The sequence below is a fragment of the Rhodococcus sp. P14 genome (assembly GCF_000256505.1).
GTDB lineage: Bacteria > Actinomycetota > Actinomycetes > Mycobacteriales > Mycobacteriaceae > Rhodococcus > Rhodococcus ruber.
In genome coordinates, this window is sequence record NZ_AJFC01000260.1 from 1 (window position 1) to 15633 (window position 15633).

The 15633-nt window shown below is 71.0% G+C and carries 15 protein-coding genes; 10 read left to right on the forward strand and 5 right to left on the reverse strand.

Translation table 11 applies throughout. The features are described from left to right. Positions 1-1363, reverse strand: a 1363-nt coding sequence (locus OEY_RS0118365; RefSeq protein ID WP_010595285.1) for a cytochrome P450, incomplete at its 3' end; no start/stop codon positions are given. 92 nt (positions 1364-1455) lie between these two features. After that, positions 1456-2898, reverse strand: coding sequence for an alpha,alpha-trehalose-phosphate synthase (UDP-forming) (locus tag OEY_RS0118370; RefSeq protein WP_010595286.1), 1443 nt, complete (start codon positions 2896-2898; stop codon positions 1456-1458). A gap of 406 nt (positions 2899-3304) precedes the next feature. On the opposite strand from OEY_RS0118370, the gene dps reads away from it, so the two are divergent. Further along, entirely contained in the window at positions 3305-3844 is a 540-nt protein-coding gene (gene dps, locus OEY_RS0118375) for a DNA starvation/stationary phase protection protein Dps (RefSeq protein ID WP_010595287.1), read from the forward strand. 68 nt (positions 3845-3912) lie between these two features. Here the strand turns inward: dps and OEY_RS0118380 are convergent, their stop codons facing one another. Beyond that, entirely contained in the window at positions 3913-4347 is a 435-nt protein-coding gene (locus OEY_RS0118380) for a MerR family transcriptional regulator (protein ID WP_010595288.1), read from the reverse strand. Positions 4348-4636: 289 nt separating this feature from the next. Here OEY_RS0118380 and pyk point away from each other — a divergent pair, with 289 nt between their 5' ends. After that, a complete protein-coding gene (gene pyk, locus OEY_RS0118385; protein ID WP_010595289.1) occupies positions 4637-6058 on the forward strand; it encodes a pyruvate kinase in 1422 nt (473 codons plus the stop codon). Next, the gene (locus OEY_RS0118390; RefSeq protein ID WP_010595290.1) at positions 6055-6927 is read left to right on the forward strand and encodes an acyl-CoA thioesterase; all 873 of its coding nucleotides are present in this window, start codon (positions 6055-6057) and stop codon (positions 6925-6927) included. Before pyk ends, OEY_RS0118390 begins: the two co-directional genes overlap by 4 nt. A gap of 60 nt (positions 6928-6987) precedes the next feature. Here the strand turns inward: OEY_RS0118390 and OEY_RS0118395 are convergent, their stop codons facing one another. Then, positions 6988-7638: a TetR/AcrR family transcriptional regulator gene (locus OEY_RS0118395; RefSeq protein ID WP_010595291.1), complete on the reverse strand. Its 651-nt coding sequence runs from the start codon at positions 7636-7638 to the stop codon at positions 6988-6990. Positions 7639-7718: 80 nt separating this feature from the next. On the opposite strand from OEY_RS0118395, the gene OEY_RS0118400 reads away from it, so the two are divergent. Together OEY_RS0118400 and OEY_RS0118405 are read left to right on the forward strand one after the other, a co-directional pair. Beyond that, positions 7719-8672, forward strand: a complete 954-nt coding sequence (locus tag OEY_RS0118400; protein WP_010595292.1) for an NAD(P)-dependent alcohol dehydrogenase — start codon at positions 7719-7721, stop codon at positions 8670-8672. A 65-nt stretch (positions 8673-8737) separates the two neighbouring features. Then, entirely contained in the window at positions 8738-9388 is a 651-nt protein-coding gene (locus OEY_RS0118405) for a hypothetical protein (protein WP_010595293.1), read from the forward strand. Between the two features lie 145 nt (positions 9389-9533). Here OEY_RS0118405 and OEY_RS0118410 read toward each other — a convergent pair whose 3' ends face one another. Further along, entirely contained in the window at positions 9534-10016 is a 483-nt protein-coding gene (locus OEY_RS0118410) for an adenosine-specific kinase (protein ID WP_010595294.1), read from the reverse strand. 266 nt (positions 10017-10282) lie between these two features. Between OEY_RS0118410 and acsA the strand changes: the two genes are divergently transcribed. Genes acsA through OEY_RS0118435 form a run of 5 tightly spaced genes read left to right on the forward strand, consistent with a single transcriptional unit; the run spans position 10283 to position 15617 of the window. Continuing rightward, complete coding sequence (gene acsA / locus OEY_RS0118415; protein ID WP_192811077.1) at positions 10283-12112, forward strand: acetate--CoA ligase; 1830 nt, start codon at positions 10283-10285, stop codon at positions 12110-12112. Next, on the forward strand, positions 12109-13122 hold the full coding sequence (pdhA, locus tag OEY_RS0118420) for a pyruvate dehydrogenase (acetyl-transferring) E1 component subunit alpha (protein WP_010595296.1): 1014 nt from the start codon (positions 12109-12111) through the stop codon (positions 13120-13122). Before acsA ends, pdhA begins: the two co-directional genes overlap by 4 nt. Continuing rightward, complete coding sequence (locus OEY_RS0118425; RefSeq protein WP_010595297.1) at positions 13119-14093, forward strand: alpha-ketoacid dehydrogenase subunit beta; 975 nt, start codon at positions 13119-13121, stop codon at positions 14091-14093. Before pdhA ends, OEY_RS0118425 begins: the two co-directional genes overlap by 4 nt. A 9-nt stretch (positions 14094-14102) precedes the next feature. Next, complete coding sequence (locus OEY_RS0118430; protein ID WP_010595298.1) at positions 14103-15335, forward strand: dihydrolipoamide acetyltransferase family protein; 1233 nt, start codon at positions 14103-14105, stop codon at positions 15333-15335. A 9-nt stretch (positions 15336-15344) separates the two neighbouring features. Then, positions 15345-15617: an acyl carrier protein gene (locus tag OEY_RS0118435; protein ID WP_010595299.1), complete on the forward strand. Its 273-nt coding sequence runs from the start codon at positions 15345-15347 to the stop codon at positions 15615-15617. Positions 15618-15633 lie beyond the last annotated feature (16 nt).

Here is a 15633-nt window from a genome sequence, read left to right on the forward strand (position 1 = left end):
GTGAGCGGACGGCGAACTGCAGTCCGAAGTTGTTCAGGGTGGCCGGCAGCGGTCGTGCCGGATCCGGCGTCAGCCGGGAGGTCAGCGTGAATTCGGCGCCGGCGAGCAGGTGCGCGAGCAGGGTACTCGTGACGAACAGGACGAGATTGCGACCCGGGCACCCGGCCGGGCCGACACTGAACGGTACGAGCGCGGGATACCGGTCCGCCCGGCCGTCGAGCCAGATCTCCGGCGCGAACCGGTCCGCGAACGGCAGCGTCTCGCGATCGCGGTGGAAGGCCGGCGCCAGCACGACGAACCCGGTCCCGGACGGGATCGGGTAGCTGCCGCGCTCGTCGCTCCACGTCGTGTCGGCCGTCGAATCCCGCAGGATCGCAGGGGTGGTCGGCCACAGCCGCGTCGTGTCGAGGACGCACCCACGCAGGTATTCGAGCGGTGCGGGGCTCCCGAGGCCGGCGGCGGCGATGTCGCTGCGGGCCCGCGCCCGTTGTTCGGGATGGGTGGCGAGTACTGCGAGGGTGCGAGCGGTGACCATGCCTGCGGCGTCGAAGGCGAACAGCCAGTGCGGAATCTGCCCCTGCGGATCGACCGCGGCCGGTTCGGCGATCTCTCCGAGCGCGCCGGCGAGGGTTCCGGCGGGAGCCTGCTCGACGTAACCGTGCAGCCGCTCGGTGAACCGGTCGCGCAGCCGATGGCGCACCGGATGGGCGTAGGCCCAGTTGCCGTCGGACCGCAACCGCCACAGCTGATCGGTGAGGGTGTCGTCGTCGCGCGCCGCATCGCCGAGGACGAGCCTGCGCACCAGTCGCCACCAGCACCGGGTGAACTCGGCGGCGCTGAGGCCGCCCTCCGCACGGGCGCGGCGCAGCAGCCCGTTCGCCTCCTCCTCGATGGTGTGCAGCATCGGTGTGGCGAGCCGGTGCAGGTCCCGATCGGTGTCGAGCGCCGCCTCGTTGACGGCACGGCGCCTCTCCCGCAGCGGGGTGCGCGAGACGAGCACGCCGTGCGGCTGGAACGGACCGAGGGCAGCGCGCTTCTCGACCGTCGCGGCGGTGTAGGACCCGGCGTCGGTGCGCAGCACGGCATCGACGTCTTGGGGGGAGAGCACCACCGCGAGGGTCCGCCCGGGCAGGGCGAGGGTGAGGGGAGCGTCCCCGTAGCGGTCGCGCAGGCGCGCGACGGTGCCGACGATGCGCGCGTCGGCCTGTGTCCGCTCGAGCAGACCCATCACCCTGCGACGGCGTGCGATGGCGCCCGCGGCGACGAACGGCAGGCCGACCTCGGCGGCGAACCGGGCGGTGTCGGCCGCGGAGGCCCGCCGGGCACGAGGCGGGGAGGGGCTCTGAACTACGGGGCCGGTCATCGGCGGTCTCCTCCCGACGCAGGGTCACGGTCACGGGAGGAATCGCCGCCCGGACGGATCGCTAAACGTGATCCGGCCGCACCGAGCCCGATTCAGGCGCTCGCCGCCGCGGTGGGACCGGTCCCGCTGGCGCGCAGGTCCGTGAGAAAGGCGTTGGCCCACCGGTCGACGTCGTGATGGAGCACCTGGGTGCGCAGCGACTGCATCCGGCGGGCCGCGGTGGCCGGATCCTCGGTGGCGGCGACGACGATGGCGCGTTTGACGGCGTCGAGGTCGTGTGGATTGACCAGGTGGGCGCGGCGCAACTCGCTTGCCGCCCCGGTGAATTCACTCAGGACGAGGGCTCCCGTGCCGTCGGCCCGGCACGCGATGTACTCCTTGGCGACCAGGTTCATGCCGTCGCGCAGAGGCGTGACGAGCATGACGTCCGCGGCGCTGTACAGGGCCATGAGCTCGTCCCGGTCCACGGGCCGGTGCAGATAGTGCACCACCGGCCGGCCCAGCTGTCCGTACTCGCCGTTGAGGTGACCCACCTTGCGTTCGATGTCCTCGCGCAGCTGCGCGTAGGCGGACACGCGCTCGCGGCTCGGCGTGGCCAGCTGCACCATGGCGACCTTCTCGGGGTCGAGGGTGCCCTCGTCGAGCAGCTCGTGCAGCGCCTCGAGCCGGATGTCGATGCCCTTGGTGTAGTCGAGGCGGTCCACGCCGAGCAGAAGGGTCTCGGGGTTGCCGAGTTCCTCGCGGACCTGCGCGGCCCGCTCACGGATGTGCGGGGACTGCACGCGTTCGGCGAAATGGGCCGAGTCGATCGAGATGGGGAAGGCGCCGACCTGCACGCGCCGGTCACCGACGTCGACGCTGCCCACACACGAGTCCAGGTCGGAGTGCGCGTTGGTGTGCAGCCCGAGCAGGCGCTGCGCCAGGAACAGGAAGTTGCGGGCGCCGCCGGGCAGGTGGAAGCCCACCAGGTCGGCGCCGAGCAGGCCCTCCACGACGGCGGTGCGCCACGGCAGCTGGAGGAACAGCTCCGTAGGCGGGAAGGGAATGTGCAGGAAGAATCCGATCCTCAGGTCGGGCCGCAACTCGCGCAGCATCTTCGGCACCAGCTGCAGCTGGTAGTCGTGCACCCACACGGGGGCGCCCGGGGCGGCCGCCTCGGCCGCCGCCGCCGCGAAGCGGCGGTTGACCGCGACGTAGGTCCGCCACCACGTCCGGTCGTAGACGGGTGCGACGATCGCATCGTGGTACAGCGGCCACAGTGTCGCGTTGGAGAAGCCCTCGTAGTAGTCGGCCACCTCGCCTTCGGTGAGCGAGACGGGGTGCATCGTGATGCCGTCCTCGGTGAAAGGCTCGAACGCGACGTCGGCGGCGCCGGGCCAGCCCACCCATGCGCCGTCGGCGGCGCGCAGCACCGGTTCCAGGGCGGTGACGAGTCCCCCCGGGCTGCGGCGCCACCCGCCTCGTCCGTCGTCGGCCGAAGGGTCGTAGTCGACCGGGAGCCGATTGGCCACCACCACCAGGTCCGCTGCGGTCATCGCGTCGCGCCTCCTTGCTCGACACCGGGGCCGGTCGCTCCGGCGAGTGCCGTCGAACTCGTACTTATGACAAGTAGTTTTTGTCTATCACTCGCGGCGGAGCGGGGAGGCGCTTCGAGGCGCCCGAGATCCCGCGTCGTCCCGCCTCCGCTCGCACTCGATAGATAATCTGTCTCGCAGAACAGAAGTTTTGTCAAACGCTGCGTGCACTCCGATCGGGTCGGCGTGCCCGCGAGCAGACGCGGTCCCGCGCGCGGCGACGTGCATGCGCCGGTCGCCCGGCGGTTTCGGCACCCGGGGAACGGGGTAGCCCGACTGTGGGTTACCCGGCACCCACGTGCCGACCGGCGGGCCGGCGAGCCGGCCTGCGGAGGTACTACACACGAGCCTGTAGGAGGAATCGAAGATGGCGAAGTTCACCGTCCCCGGCCTGAGCGACAGCGAGGGGGTCCGGGTGGCCGAAGTGCTGCAGAATCGCCTCAGCGCCTACAACGACCTGCACCTCACCCTCAAGCACGTGCACTGGAACGTCGTGGGACCGAACTTCATCGGCGTGCACGAGATGATCGACCCGCAGGTCGAAGCGGTCCGGGGATTCGCCGACGACGTCGCCGAGCGCATCGCGGCCCTCGGTTCGTCGCCGAAGGGAACCGCGGGCGCGATCGAGAAGGACCGTTCGTGGGACGACTACTCGGTCGGGCGGGACACCGCCCAGGCGCATCTCGCCGCGCTCGATCTGGTGTACGACGGCGTGATCGGGGACTGCCGCAAGGCGATCTCGGAGGTCGGGGAGATCGATCCGATCACCGAGGATCTGCTCATCGGGCAGACACGGGATCTCGAGAAGTTCCAGTGGTTCGTCCGGGCCCATCTCGAGAACGCCTCCGGGACCCTGACGCACGAGGGCGCACGCACCGAGCAGCAGGCCGCGAACGAAGCCCGCTGAGCGGGCGGCGGCCGGGTTGCCGGTTGCTCGACTACGCACCGGTCGCCGGCGGGCGACCGGTGCGTCTGTTACGAGGTCGCTGCGCTGTCGTCGGTGGCCGCCCGCAGGCGCGCGTTGTCCGACTCGAGGCGCGCGTTGGCGTCCTCGAGGCGCGCGTTGTCCGATTCGAGGCGCGCGTTGTGCGATTCGAGGCGCGCGTTGTGGGATTCGAGACGGGCAGTGTGGGATGCCAGTTCGGCGTGATGCGACTCGAGCCGGAAGATCTGGGCGATGCCGGCCAGATTGATGCCCTCGGACAGGAGCTCGCTGATCCGTCGCAGGCGCGCCACGTCGTCGTCGCTGTAGCGGCGGGTGCCGCCCCGGGTGCGCGCCGGGCTGAGCAGTCCGCGACGCTCGTACAGCCGCATGGACTGCGGGTCGACCCCGGACAGCTCGGAAGCCACCGAGATGCCATAGACACCGCGGCGGGGGTGCGGCACCGGCTCCTTCCTCGTCTTCTCCATTCCAGGTTCCCTCGTTCGGTGTCCTCGCTGCCACGGTCTCCGGTGGACCGGAATCTACCCGATCACCACAGGAAACCTGCAGTACCGGAGACAGTTGCAGGTGGGGCGGCGGGGACGTCGATCGTCCGTCGCGAGCCGTCTCGGTGCGATTATCTCTTTCACGTGACACAGATTTTATCGCCCGGCCCGCTCGTCGCCCACCGCCGTCTCCGTGGCGTTGCTCCGGCCCGCCGGCTGCGGATCGCCCGCCGTGCTCCGCCGTCGCCGCGGGGGTACTAGGCTCGACCGCGTGACCCGACGCACCAAGATCGTTTGCACCATGGGCCCGGCCACGGCAGACCCCGAGGTCCTGAGGGAACTCGTCGACGCCGGGATGGACGTGGCCCGCCTCAACTTCAGCCACGGCACCCACGCCGACCACGAGGCTCACTACCGCCGCGTGCGGGAGGCCTCCGATACCAGCGGGCATGCCGTCGGCATCCTCGCCGACCTGCAGGGCCCGAAGATCCGCCTCGGCCGGTTCGCCGAGGGCCCGACGGTGTGGAAGACCGGTGAGATCGTCCGGATCACCGTCGACGACGTCGAGGGCACGCACGACCGGGTCTCGACCACCTACGAACAACTCGCCGACGATGCGCGCCCGGGGGATCGCCTGCTCGTCGACGACGGCAAGGTCGGCCTGGTCGTCGAGCACGTCGAGGGTCCGGACGTGGTCTGCCGCGTGACCGAGGGGGGACCGGTCAGCAACAACAAGGGCGTGTCCCTGCCGGGGATGAACATCTCGGTGCCGGCGCTGTCGGAGAAGGACATCGAGGACCTCGAGTTCGCCATGCGGCTCGGCGTGGACTTCGTCGCGCTGTCGTTCGTGCGTTCCCCGGCCGACATCGAGCTCGTGCACGAGGTGATGGACCGGGTCGGGCACCGGGTGCCGGTGATCGCCAAGCTCGAGAAGCCCGAGGCCATCGAGAATCTCGAGGCGGTCGTGCTGGCGTTCGATGCGGTGATGGTCGCCCGTGGTGACCTCGGCGTCGAGATGCCGCTCGAGGAGGTGCCCCTGGTGCAGAAGCGGGCGATCCAGATCGCCCGCGAGAACGCCAAGCCCGTCATCGTGGCCACCCAGATGCTCGAGTCGATGATCGAGAACTCCCGGCCGACCCGCGCCGAGGCCTCCGACGTCGCCAACGCGGTGCTCGACGGCGCGGACGCGGTGATGCTCTCCGGCGAGACGTCCGTCGGCAAGTACCCGGTCGAGACGGTGCGGACGATGGCCCGCATCATCGCGGCCGTGGAATCCGATCCCACCCGGGTACCGGCGCTGACCCACGTGCCACGCACCAAGCGCGGGGTGATCTCCTACGCGGCACGGGACATCGGCGAACGGCTCGAAGCCAAGGCGCTGGTGGCGTTCACCCAGTCCGGCGACACGGTACGGCGCCTGGCGCGACTGCACACCCGGCTGCCGCTGCTGGCGTTCACCCCGGTGCCGCACATCCGCAGCCAGCTGGCGCTGACCTGGGGCACCGAGACGTTCTCCGTCGAACCGGTCGACACCACCGACGTGATGGTGCAGCAGGTCGATGCGGCGCTGCTCTCCCTCGGCCGATACCAGCGCGGCGACCTCGTCGTCATCGTGGCCGGGTCCCCGCCCGGCCGCTCCGGCTCGACCAACCTGATCCACGTGCACCGGCTCGGCGAGAAGGACACCCATTGAGCCGTCGCACCGCGACCGATCTCGAGGTCCTCGTCGATCTGCTCGATCTCGCGCAGATCGACGAGGACCGCTACCGCGGAGAGCACCCGGCCCAGGTGGGCAGCCGCACCTTCGGGGGCCAGCTCGTCGCCCAGGCACTGATCGCGGCCGGCCGCACCGTCGGCGACCGGCCGGTGCACGCGCTCAACGCTCACTTCATCCGCGGTGGCGACGTCAAGGCGCCGATCGAGTATCGGGTGGCCCGGCACCGCGACGGCCGGGACTTCGCGAACCGCATGGTCACCGCGTCCCAGAACGGCCAGGAGCTGTTCGTCATGCTCGTCGCCTTCCAGCGGTGGGGTAAGGGACTCGAGCATGCGGTGAGCGTTCCGGAGGTGCCCTACCCGGACGTGCTGCCGCCGCTCGGGGACCACCTGTCCGGTTTCGAGGATCATCTGCCGCACTTCGTCAATGCCCTCAAACCGATCGACATGCGCTATGCCAACGACCCCGCGTGGATCCTCAAGGGCACCGGGGAACGGCTCTCGCACAACCGGGTGTGGATGCGCGCCGACGGCGCGTTGCCCGAGGACGCGCTCCTGCACGCCGCCACCCTGGCCTACAGCTCCGACACCACCGTGCTCGATTCGATCCTCACCACCCACGGGTTGTCCTGGGGGCTGGACCGCATCGTCGCCGCGACCGTCAACCACTCCATGTGGTTCCACCGGCCGGTCCGGTTCGACGAATGGACGTTGTACGCCACCGAGTCCCCGGTCGCGGCGGGCTCGCGCGGGCTCGCGACGGGCCGCTACTTCACCCTCGAGGGGGAACTCGTGGCCACGGTCGTGCAGGAGGGGCTGATCCGCCACTTCCCGCGCCGCGGCTGACGCGGGCGACCGCGTTCCGCGCTGCCGCCTGCGCAGTTCCTCGTCCCCGCCGGGCGCCCCTCAGTGCTCCACCCGGCTGCGGCGGTTCTCGAGCTCGTCGAGGATCAGCCCCAGTCCGTAGCCGAACTCGTCCGCGAACGAGTAGTCCTTCCCGATCACCAGTTCGCCGATCAGCTCGGCCAGGTAAGGGTAGGTGTCGGCCGGCACGTCGAGCTCCGAGGCGAACTCCTCGGCGCCGTCCGCCGCCGCAAAGGGCAGTTTCAGTTCGGTGAGCACGAAGCCGTACACATATGCGTCGACGACCGAGAAGGCGTGGGACGCCAGGGCCACCGGGAAGCCGTTCGTGCGCAGGCAACCGAGCACGGCATCGTGGTGCCTCAGGAGCGACGGACCCGGCGAACGGCGGGACTCGATCAAGGTGAGCGCCCAGGGATGCCGGGCGAGCACGTTCCGGGCCGAGGTCGCCCGGTGGAACATCGCCCGCCGCCACGGTTCGCCCGGTCCGGGCAGCACGATTCCCGCGAAGATCCAATCCGCGAGCCCATCGAGCAGCTCGGCCTTGTTGGCGATGTGATGGTAGAGCGACATCGCCTCCACACCCAGCTCCTTCCCGACGTTACGCATGCTCACCGCGGTGAGGCCGCCGCGGTCGGCTACGCGAACCGCGGCTTCGATGATCCCGATGCGGCTCAGAGCCGGCCGTTCGTTCATGTCTCCCTCGCGACCCTTGCGGACTTACGGCCGTAAGCCTAATGTCGCCAGACAAGACTTACATGTGTAAGGGAGGGCTTGTGAAGGCTGCAGTTGTCGACAGGTACGGGCCACCGCACGTCGTCCGCGTCGCAGAGGTGCCCACCCCGACCCCCAGGGACGCGGAAATCCTTGTCCGCGTCGCCGCCGCGGCCGTGACGGCCGCGGACTCGCGGATCCGCGCGGCTCGCTTCCCGAGCGGGTACGGACCGTTCGCCCGACTGATGTTCGGTGTGTTCCGGCCCCGGCGAAAAATCCTGGGCAGCACCTTCTCCGGTGTCGTCGAGTCGGTCGGGGCGAAGGTCGGCGGGTACTCCCGCGGCGACGAGGTGTGCGGCATGACCGGACTCGCGATGGGGACGCACGCGGAGTACGTCACGGTCGCGGCGGAGCGGGTGGTCCGCAAACCGGCAGCGGTCAGTCACACCGATGCAGCGGCGCTGCTGTTCGGCGGGAGCACCGCGCTGCACTTCCTGCGGGACAAGGCCGCAGCGGGACGCGGCGGTTCGGTGCTCGTGAACGGGGCGTCGGGTGCGGTCGGAACCAACGCCGTCCAGCTGGCCAAGCATTTCGGCGCCACCGTCACGGCCGTCACCAGCACGCCCAACGTCGGCCTCGTCGCCGGACTCGGCGCCGACACGGTCGTCGACTACACGGTCACCCCGGTGTCCGACCTGACAGACCGGTTCGACGTCGTACTCGACACCGTCGGCAACCTCACCCCCTCGTCCGGCCGGACGCTCCTGACCGACGGGGGCGTTCTGCTGCTTGCGGTGGCGAACCTGTGGGAGACGCTGCGCCCCGGTGCCGATGTCAAGGCGGGCGCTGCGCCCGAGCGAACCGAAGACTTCGAGTTCCTCCTGGAGTTGTCGGCCGCCGGCCGGCTCGTCACCGTCACCGACGACATCGGGGGCCTCGAGCAGATCGTCTCGGCCCACGCGCGAGTGGACTCCGGCCACAAGGTCGGCAACCTCGTCGTCCGACCGGCGGGGTGACCGCACCACTTCGAAGCCGAGCATGCTGCCGAGCCGGCGGCGCTGCGATGCCGGAAACTGGGCTGATGACGATATTCACCCCCATCAGCCCGGCCGTCCTTGCCGACGCCATCGCCGAGCGCGCCGCCGGGCACCACGGACGGGTGTGTGTCGCGATCTCCGCCGCCGACGCGGCCGCACCGCTGGATCTGGCCGAGCAGGTGGCCGCCCGCCCGCGCGTCGAGGGGCGGCCGGCGGCCGTGCTGTCGCTGCACGACTTCGTGCGCCCGGCCTCGCTCCGGTTCGAGCACGGGCGCACCGACCAGGAGAGCTACCGCGCGAACTGGTTCGACTTCGGGGCGCTCGACCGCGAAGTGGTCCGGGGCCTGCGGGAGAACGGACGGTGGCTGCCGAAACTGTGGGACGAGGTGGAGGACCGGTCGGCACGCGCGCGGCGGATCGACGCTCCCGACGGTCAGGTGCTGACGATCGCCGGGCCCATGCTGCTCGGTCGGGGACTGGCCTTCGACGTCACGGTGCACCTCGCGATGTCGCAGGCCGCGTTGGATCGGCTGACGCCCGCCGAGGACCGCTGGACGATCCCGCCACTGCTCGGGCACGACGCCGCGACGGCCGCCGACGCCGACATCGTCGTGCGGTACGACCACCCGGACCGGCCGGCGATGCACGCTGCCGGTGCGGTCGGCGGGGACCGGCGAGCCGGGCGGGGGCGATGAACCCGTGACCGGGCGGGGGCGATGAACCCGTGACCGGGCGGGCCCGGAGGCCGGACAGCCGGAAGACCGCACACACGTGCCGCCTGGTCGAGCCCGGGCCGGCGACGAACGGACCCTCCGCGCGCCGCGGCCCTTGTCCCCGCCGTCAGAGCTTGTAGCCGATCGTCCGCAGCAGGGCCTTGCGGTCGGCGACATCGGCGCTCGTCTCCACGCCCACGGGCGGGTTTCCGTCGATCACCCCGGCGATGCCCCGACCGAGATCGGTCTCGGCGACGATGATCTCGACCGGGTTGGCCGTGGCGCAGAAGATGCCGCAGACCTCCGGTACCTGCTTCAACGTGTTCAGGAAGTTCACCGGGTACCCGTCCTCGACGAACACGAAGAACGAGTGACCCGCGCCCACCGCCAGGGCGTTGCGCCGGGCCAACTCGACGAGCCGGTCGTCGTTGCCGGAGAAGCGCACGAGGCGAGGCCCGGACGCCTCGCAGAACGCCACGCCGAACCGCAGGTGAGGACTCACCCCGGCCAGTGCTTCGTGCAGATCCTCGACGGTCTTGACGAAGTGGGCCTGCCCGACGACGACGTTCATGTCGTCGGGCTTGTCGATCGCCACGATGTGCAACTCCACGATCGCCTCCTCGGATGCCCTGCGGACCGACAGACGTCGCCAGTCAGTCTGCCCGGCCGCGCCCCTCGGGGCAACGATCCCGCAGTCGGCGCCGAACGGAAGCTCTACCGCCGAACCTTCGGCGGGCGTCCCGGCACGGAGCATCCCGATCCGACCGTCCGGAGGACTTTCTCCCTCGGACCCGGGCGGGTCGACCGCCGGCACCGCACGCCCACGATGCGGGGCGTGAGGACCAATGCCCCTATGCCGGTCGTCCGGGGCGGCGCATGATCGGCTCGACGCGAACGGAGGGAGCGGCCGTGACGACGAGCAGCGACGCGGTGATCCGCAAGACGGCCGGCGAACTGCGGGTTCCGCCGAACCTGTCGGACTACGAGACCACCTGCGCTCGACTCACGTGGGAGCAGGTGGCGGCGCAGATGCCGGGCCCGCCGGGCGGCGGATGCAACATCGCCTGGTCGGCGGTCGACCGGCACGCCGACGGCCCGCTGCGGGACCGGCCGGCGCTCCGGTTCCTCGCACCGGGGGACGCAACCGGCCGCATCGAGGTCACGGAGTTGTCGTACCACGACCTCGCCGACCGGGTCCGCCGCTTCACCCGCGTCCTGCGCGACCTCGGGATCGGCAAGGGCGACCGGCTGTTCGTGTTCGCCGACCGGATCCCCGAGCTGTACATCGCTGTCCTCGGCGCCCTGCGCAACGGCACGGTCGTCACCCCGCTGTTCTCGGCCTTCGGTCCCGAACCGCTGGTCACCCGCCTCGAACTCGGCTCCGCGCAGGTCTTGGTGACCACGGAGGCGCTGTACCACCGGCGCGTCGCCGCGGTGCGCGACCGGGTGCCGACCCTCGAACACGTGCTGCTCGTCGGCGACGGCGGCGCCCCCACCGACGTGCCGGGCACGCTCGACCTGAGGACACTGCTCGAGGCCGCCGAACCGGCCGCCGACCTCACCCCCACGACCGCCGACGACCCGTCGTTGCTGCACTTCACGAGCGGCACCACCGGCACCCCGAAGGGGGCGCTGCACGTGCACGGGGCCGTCGTGACGCACTACGCCACCGGCCGGTACGCCCTCGACCTGCACCCCGACGACATCTACTGGTGTACCGCCGATCCGGGGTGGGTGACGGGCACGTCGTACGGCATCGTCGCGCCGCTGCTGCACGGCGTCACCTCGATCGTCGACGAGGCGGAGTTCGACGCCGAGCGGTGGTACCGGATCCTGCAGGACCAGCAGATCAGCGTCTGGTACACCGCCCCCACCGCCGTCCGGATGCTCATGCGCGCCGGACCCGAGGTGGCGAGGCGCTACCGGTTCCCGAACCTGCGGTTCGTCGCCAGTGTCGGCGAGCCGCTGGCCCCGGACGCCGTGTGGTGGGGTACCGAGGTGCTGGGACTCCCCATCCACGACAACTGGTGGCAGACCGAGACCGGCGGCATCATGATCGCCAATACACCGGCGTTCGACATCAAGCCCGGCTCTATGGGCCGTCCGCTGCCCGGGGTCGACGCCCGGATCGTCCGCCGCGACGAGGACGGCACCGTGCACGAGGTCACCGAGCCCGACACCGAAGGGGAACTGGCGCTGCGGGCCGGCTGGCCCTCGATGTTCCGCGGCTATCTGAACCAGGACCAGCGGTACCGCAAGTGCTTCGCCGACGATCTGTACCTCACCGGGGACCTCGCGCGCCGCGACGCCGACGGATACTTCTGGTTCGTCGGCCGCGCCGACGACGTCATCAAATCCGCCGGGCATCTCATCGGACCGTTCGAGGTCGAGAGCGCGCTCGCCGAGCACCCGGCCGTCCTCGAAGCCGCCGTGATCGGTGTGCCGGACGACATCCTCGGCGAGAAGGTCAAGGCGTTCGTCGTCCTCGAACGCGGCGTGGCACCGGACGACGCGTTGCGCCGCAAGCTGATCGGGCATGCCCGCGTCAAGCTCGGTGCGGCCGTCGCCCCGAAGGAACTCACCTTCGTCGACTCGCTGCCGCACACCCGCAGCGGCAAGACGCTGCGCCGGTTGCTCAAAGCCCGCGAACTCGGCCTCGCCGAAGGCGACACCTCGACGCTCGAGACCCCGGAGGTGGCCGGATGACCAGCGACCGGATCGGCGCTCACGCCGCCGGATTCCCCTACGACCGCGAGTTCGCGCTCCGGCTGCTGGCCGACATGCTGCGCATCCGGCGGATGGAGGAGAAGGCCGCCGAACTCTACGGCGCCGGCAAGATCCGCGGATTCCTGCACCTGTACGTGGGGGAGGAGGCCGTGGCAGTCGGGGCCCTGCACGCACTCGATCGCGGCGACACCGTCGTCGGTACCTACCGTGAACACGGGCACGCCCTCATCCACGGGTTGTCCATGAACGCGATCATGGCCGAGATGTTCGGCAAGCAGGAAGGCTGCTCCCGCGGTCGCGGCGGGTCGATGCACCTGTTCGACGCCGCCACCCGCTTCTACGGCGGCAACGCGATCGTCGGTGGCGGCCTGCCGCTGGCGGTGGGCCTGGCGCTGGCCGACAAGATGCAGTCGGCCCCGAGGGTCACCGCCTGCTTCTTCGGCGAGGGAGCGATGGCCGAGGGCGCGTTCCACGAAGCGCTCAACCTCGCGGCCCTGTGGCAGCTGCCGGTCCTGTTCTGCTGCGAGAACAACCTGTACGCCATGGGCACCGCCCTGGCCCGGTCCGAATCGCAGACCGACCTGTGCGCCAAGGCCGCCGCGTTCGGTGTCCCCACCCTCCGGACGGACGGGATGGACGTGCTCGCCGTCCACGAGACGACCCGGGCCGGGGTCTCCCACGTCCGCAGTACCGGCGGACCGATGTTCGTCGAGTTCCAGACCTACCGATTCCGCGCCCATTCGATGTTCGATCCCGAACTCTACCGGGACAAGGCCGAGGTCGAACGCTGGAAGGAACGCGGCCCCATCCACACGTTCTCCGCGCGGCTGAAGGCGCTGAATCTGCTGACCGAGGAACAGTTCCTGCACCTCGACGCGCAGGCCACGGCCGAGGTCGACGCCGCCGTCGCCTTCGCCGAGGCCGGCACCTGGGAGCCGGAGTCCGACCTCCTGCGCGATGTGACCACACCGGCCGGGGAGGCGCCGTGAAACTCAGCTATCGCGAAGCCCTGCGCGCCGCCCTGCACGACGCGCTCAGCACCGATCCGCGAGTGTTCCTGATGGGGGAGGACATCGGGCGGTACGGCGGCACGTACGCCGTGACCAAGGGCCTGCTCGAGGAGTTCGGACCCGAACGCATCCGGGACACCCCACTGTCGGAACTGGGGTTCGTCGGCGCGGGCATCGGGGCGGCCCTCGGCGGGATGCGGCCCGTCGTCGAGATCATGACCGTCAACTTCAGCCTGCTCGCCCTCGATCAGATCGTGAACACCGCCGCCGCGCTGCGCCACATGTCGGGCGGCCAGTTCTCCGTGCCGATCGTGATCCGCATGGCCACCGGGGCCGGACGGCAACTGGCCGCGCAGCACTCGCACAGCCTCGAGGCGTGGTACGCACACATCCCCGGCATCCGGGTCCTGGCCCCGGCAACCGTGCAGGACGCCCGCGGAATGCTCGCCCCCGCCCTGGCGGATCCGGACCCGGTCGTCGTGTTCGAGCACGCCCTGCTCTACAACACCACCGCCGACGTCGACCCCGACGAACCGGTCGACATCGACCGCGCGCGGGTGCTCCGGCCCGGCGGCGACGTGACCCTCGTCGCCTACGGCGGCACCGTCGGCAAGGCCCTCGCCGCCGCGGAAACGCTCGCGGGCAGCGGCATCGAGGCCGAGGTCGTCGACCTGCGGGTGCTGCGTCCGCTCGACACCGCCACCGTCGTGGACTCCGTCCGCCGCACCCATCGGGTGGTGGTCGTCGACGAAGGCTGGCGCAGCGTCGGCCTCGCCGCCGAAGTGACCACCCGGATCGTCGAGGAGGCGTTCTACGACCTGGACGCGCCCGTGGCCCGGGTGTGCAGCGAAGAGGTGCCGGTGCCCTACGCCCGGCACCTGGAACAGGCGGCGATCCCGCAACCGGAGAAGATCGTCGCCGCCGTGCTGGCGTTGACGGGCGAGAACTGAGGAGGCGACGTGTTCGAGTTCACCCTGCCGTCCCTCGGCGCCGACATGGACGAGGGCACCCTGACCGAATGGCGCGTCGCACCCGGTGACACGGTCGAGCGGGGCCAGGTGATCGCCTCGGTGGACACCGCGAAGGCGGAGGTCGAGGTCGAGATCTGGCGGGACGGGGTCGTCCACCGGCTGCTCGCGCAGCCGGGCGTGCCCCTGCCGGTCGGCGCGGCGATGGCCACGATGCTCGAACCCGGGGAGGACGCTCCGCCCGTCGACGGGATCCCGGCGTCCGAGGCCCCGGCTGCGACACCCGTCCCCGCACCGGCTGTGGCGGCCCCCGTTCCCGCGCCCGCCGGTGCGGCCCCCGCCACCCGGCCCGCGCCGGCCGCGCGGCGGCGGATCTCGCCGGCCGCCCGCCGGCAGGCCCGGGCGCTGGGCGTCGACCTCGACACCGTGACCGGCACCGGGCCCTGGGAGTCGGTGACGATCGAGGACGTCGATCGGGCGGCGGCCGCCCGTACCGCGGTCGCATCCGCCGCCCCGGCGCCCCCGCCCGCCGCGGCTCCGGCGAAGACCCCCGTCGACAAGGCCGCCGAGATGCGCCGCGCCATCGCATCCGCGATGGGACGGTCCAAGCGGGAGATCCCGCACTACTACCTCTCGGAGCAGATTCCGCTCACACGCGCCCTCGACTGGCTCACCGACTACAACGCGCAACGGCCGGTCACCGAGCGCGTCCTGCTTGCGGCGCTGCTGATCAAGGCGGTCGCGCTGGCCACCCGGCGCTGTCCGGAGATGAGCGGATTCTGGACCGACGACGAGTTCCACCCGGCCCCGGCCACACACGTGGGGGTGGCGGTCTCCCTGCGCCAGGGTGGGCTGATCGCCCCGGCGATCCACGACGTCGCCGACCTCGCCCTGCCCGAACTCATGGCGGCTCTCGCCGACCTCGTCAAGCGCGCCCGGGCCGGATCGTTGCGCAGCTCGGAGATGTCCGACCCCACCGTCACCGTGACCAACCTCGGGGAGGAGAGCGTGGAGTCGGTGTACGGGGTGATCTACCCGCCGCAGGTCGCGCTGGTCGGTTTCGGCAAGCCGACACGGCGCCCGTGGGTCGACGGCGACACCGTGCGGCCCGTATCGGCGGTCACCGCGACCCTGGCCGCCGACCATCGGGTCAGCGACGGCCGGCGCGGCGCCCTGTTCCTGACCGAGATCGCCGAACTGCTCCAGCACCCCGAACGACTGTGAGGTGAGATCGTGACCACCGACGAGACCGCTACCGGCGAACCCGCCGACCTCCGCGCCGCCGTCGTCGCCGCGATCGCCGACGTCGCCCCCGAGATCGAGGATCTCGAACTGGCGGGGGACCGGCCGCTGCGCCAACAGGTCGACCTCGACTCGATGGACTGGCTGAACGTGCTGATCGGCCTGCGATCGTCGCTCGGAGTGGACATCCCCGAGGCGGACTACGCGCACCTGAGCACGCTCGACGGTCTCGTCGACTATCTGGCGCAGCGCCTCGGCCAGTGAACCCCCCGGATCGGGT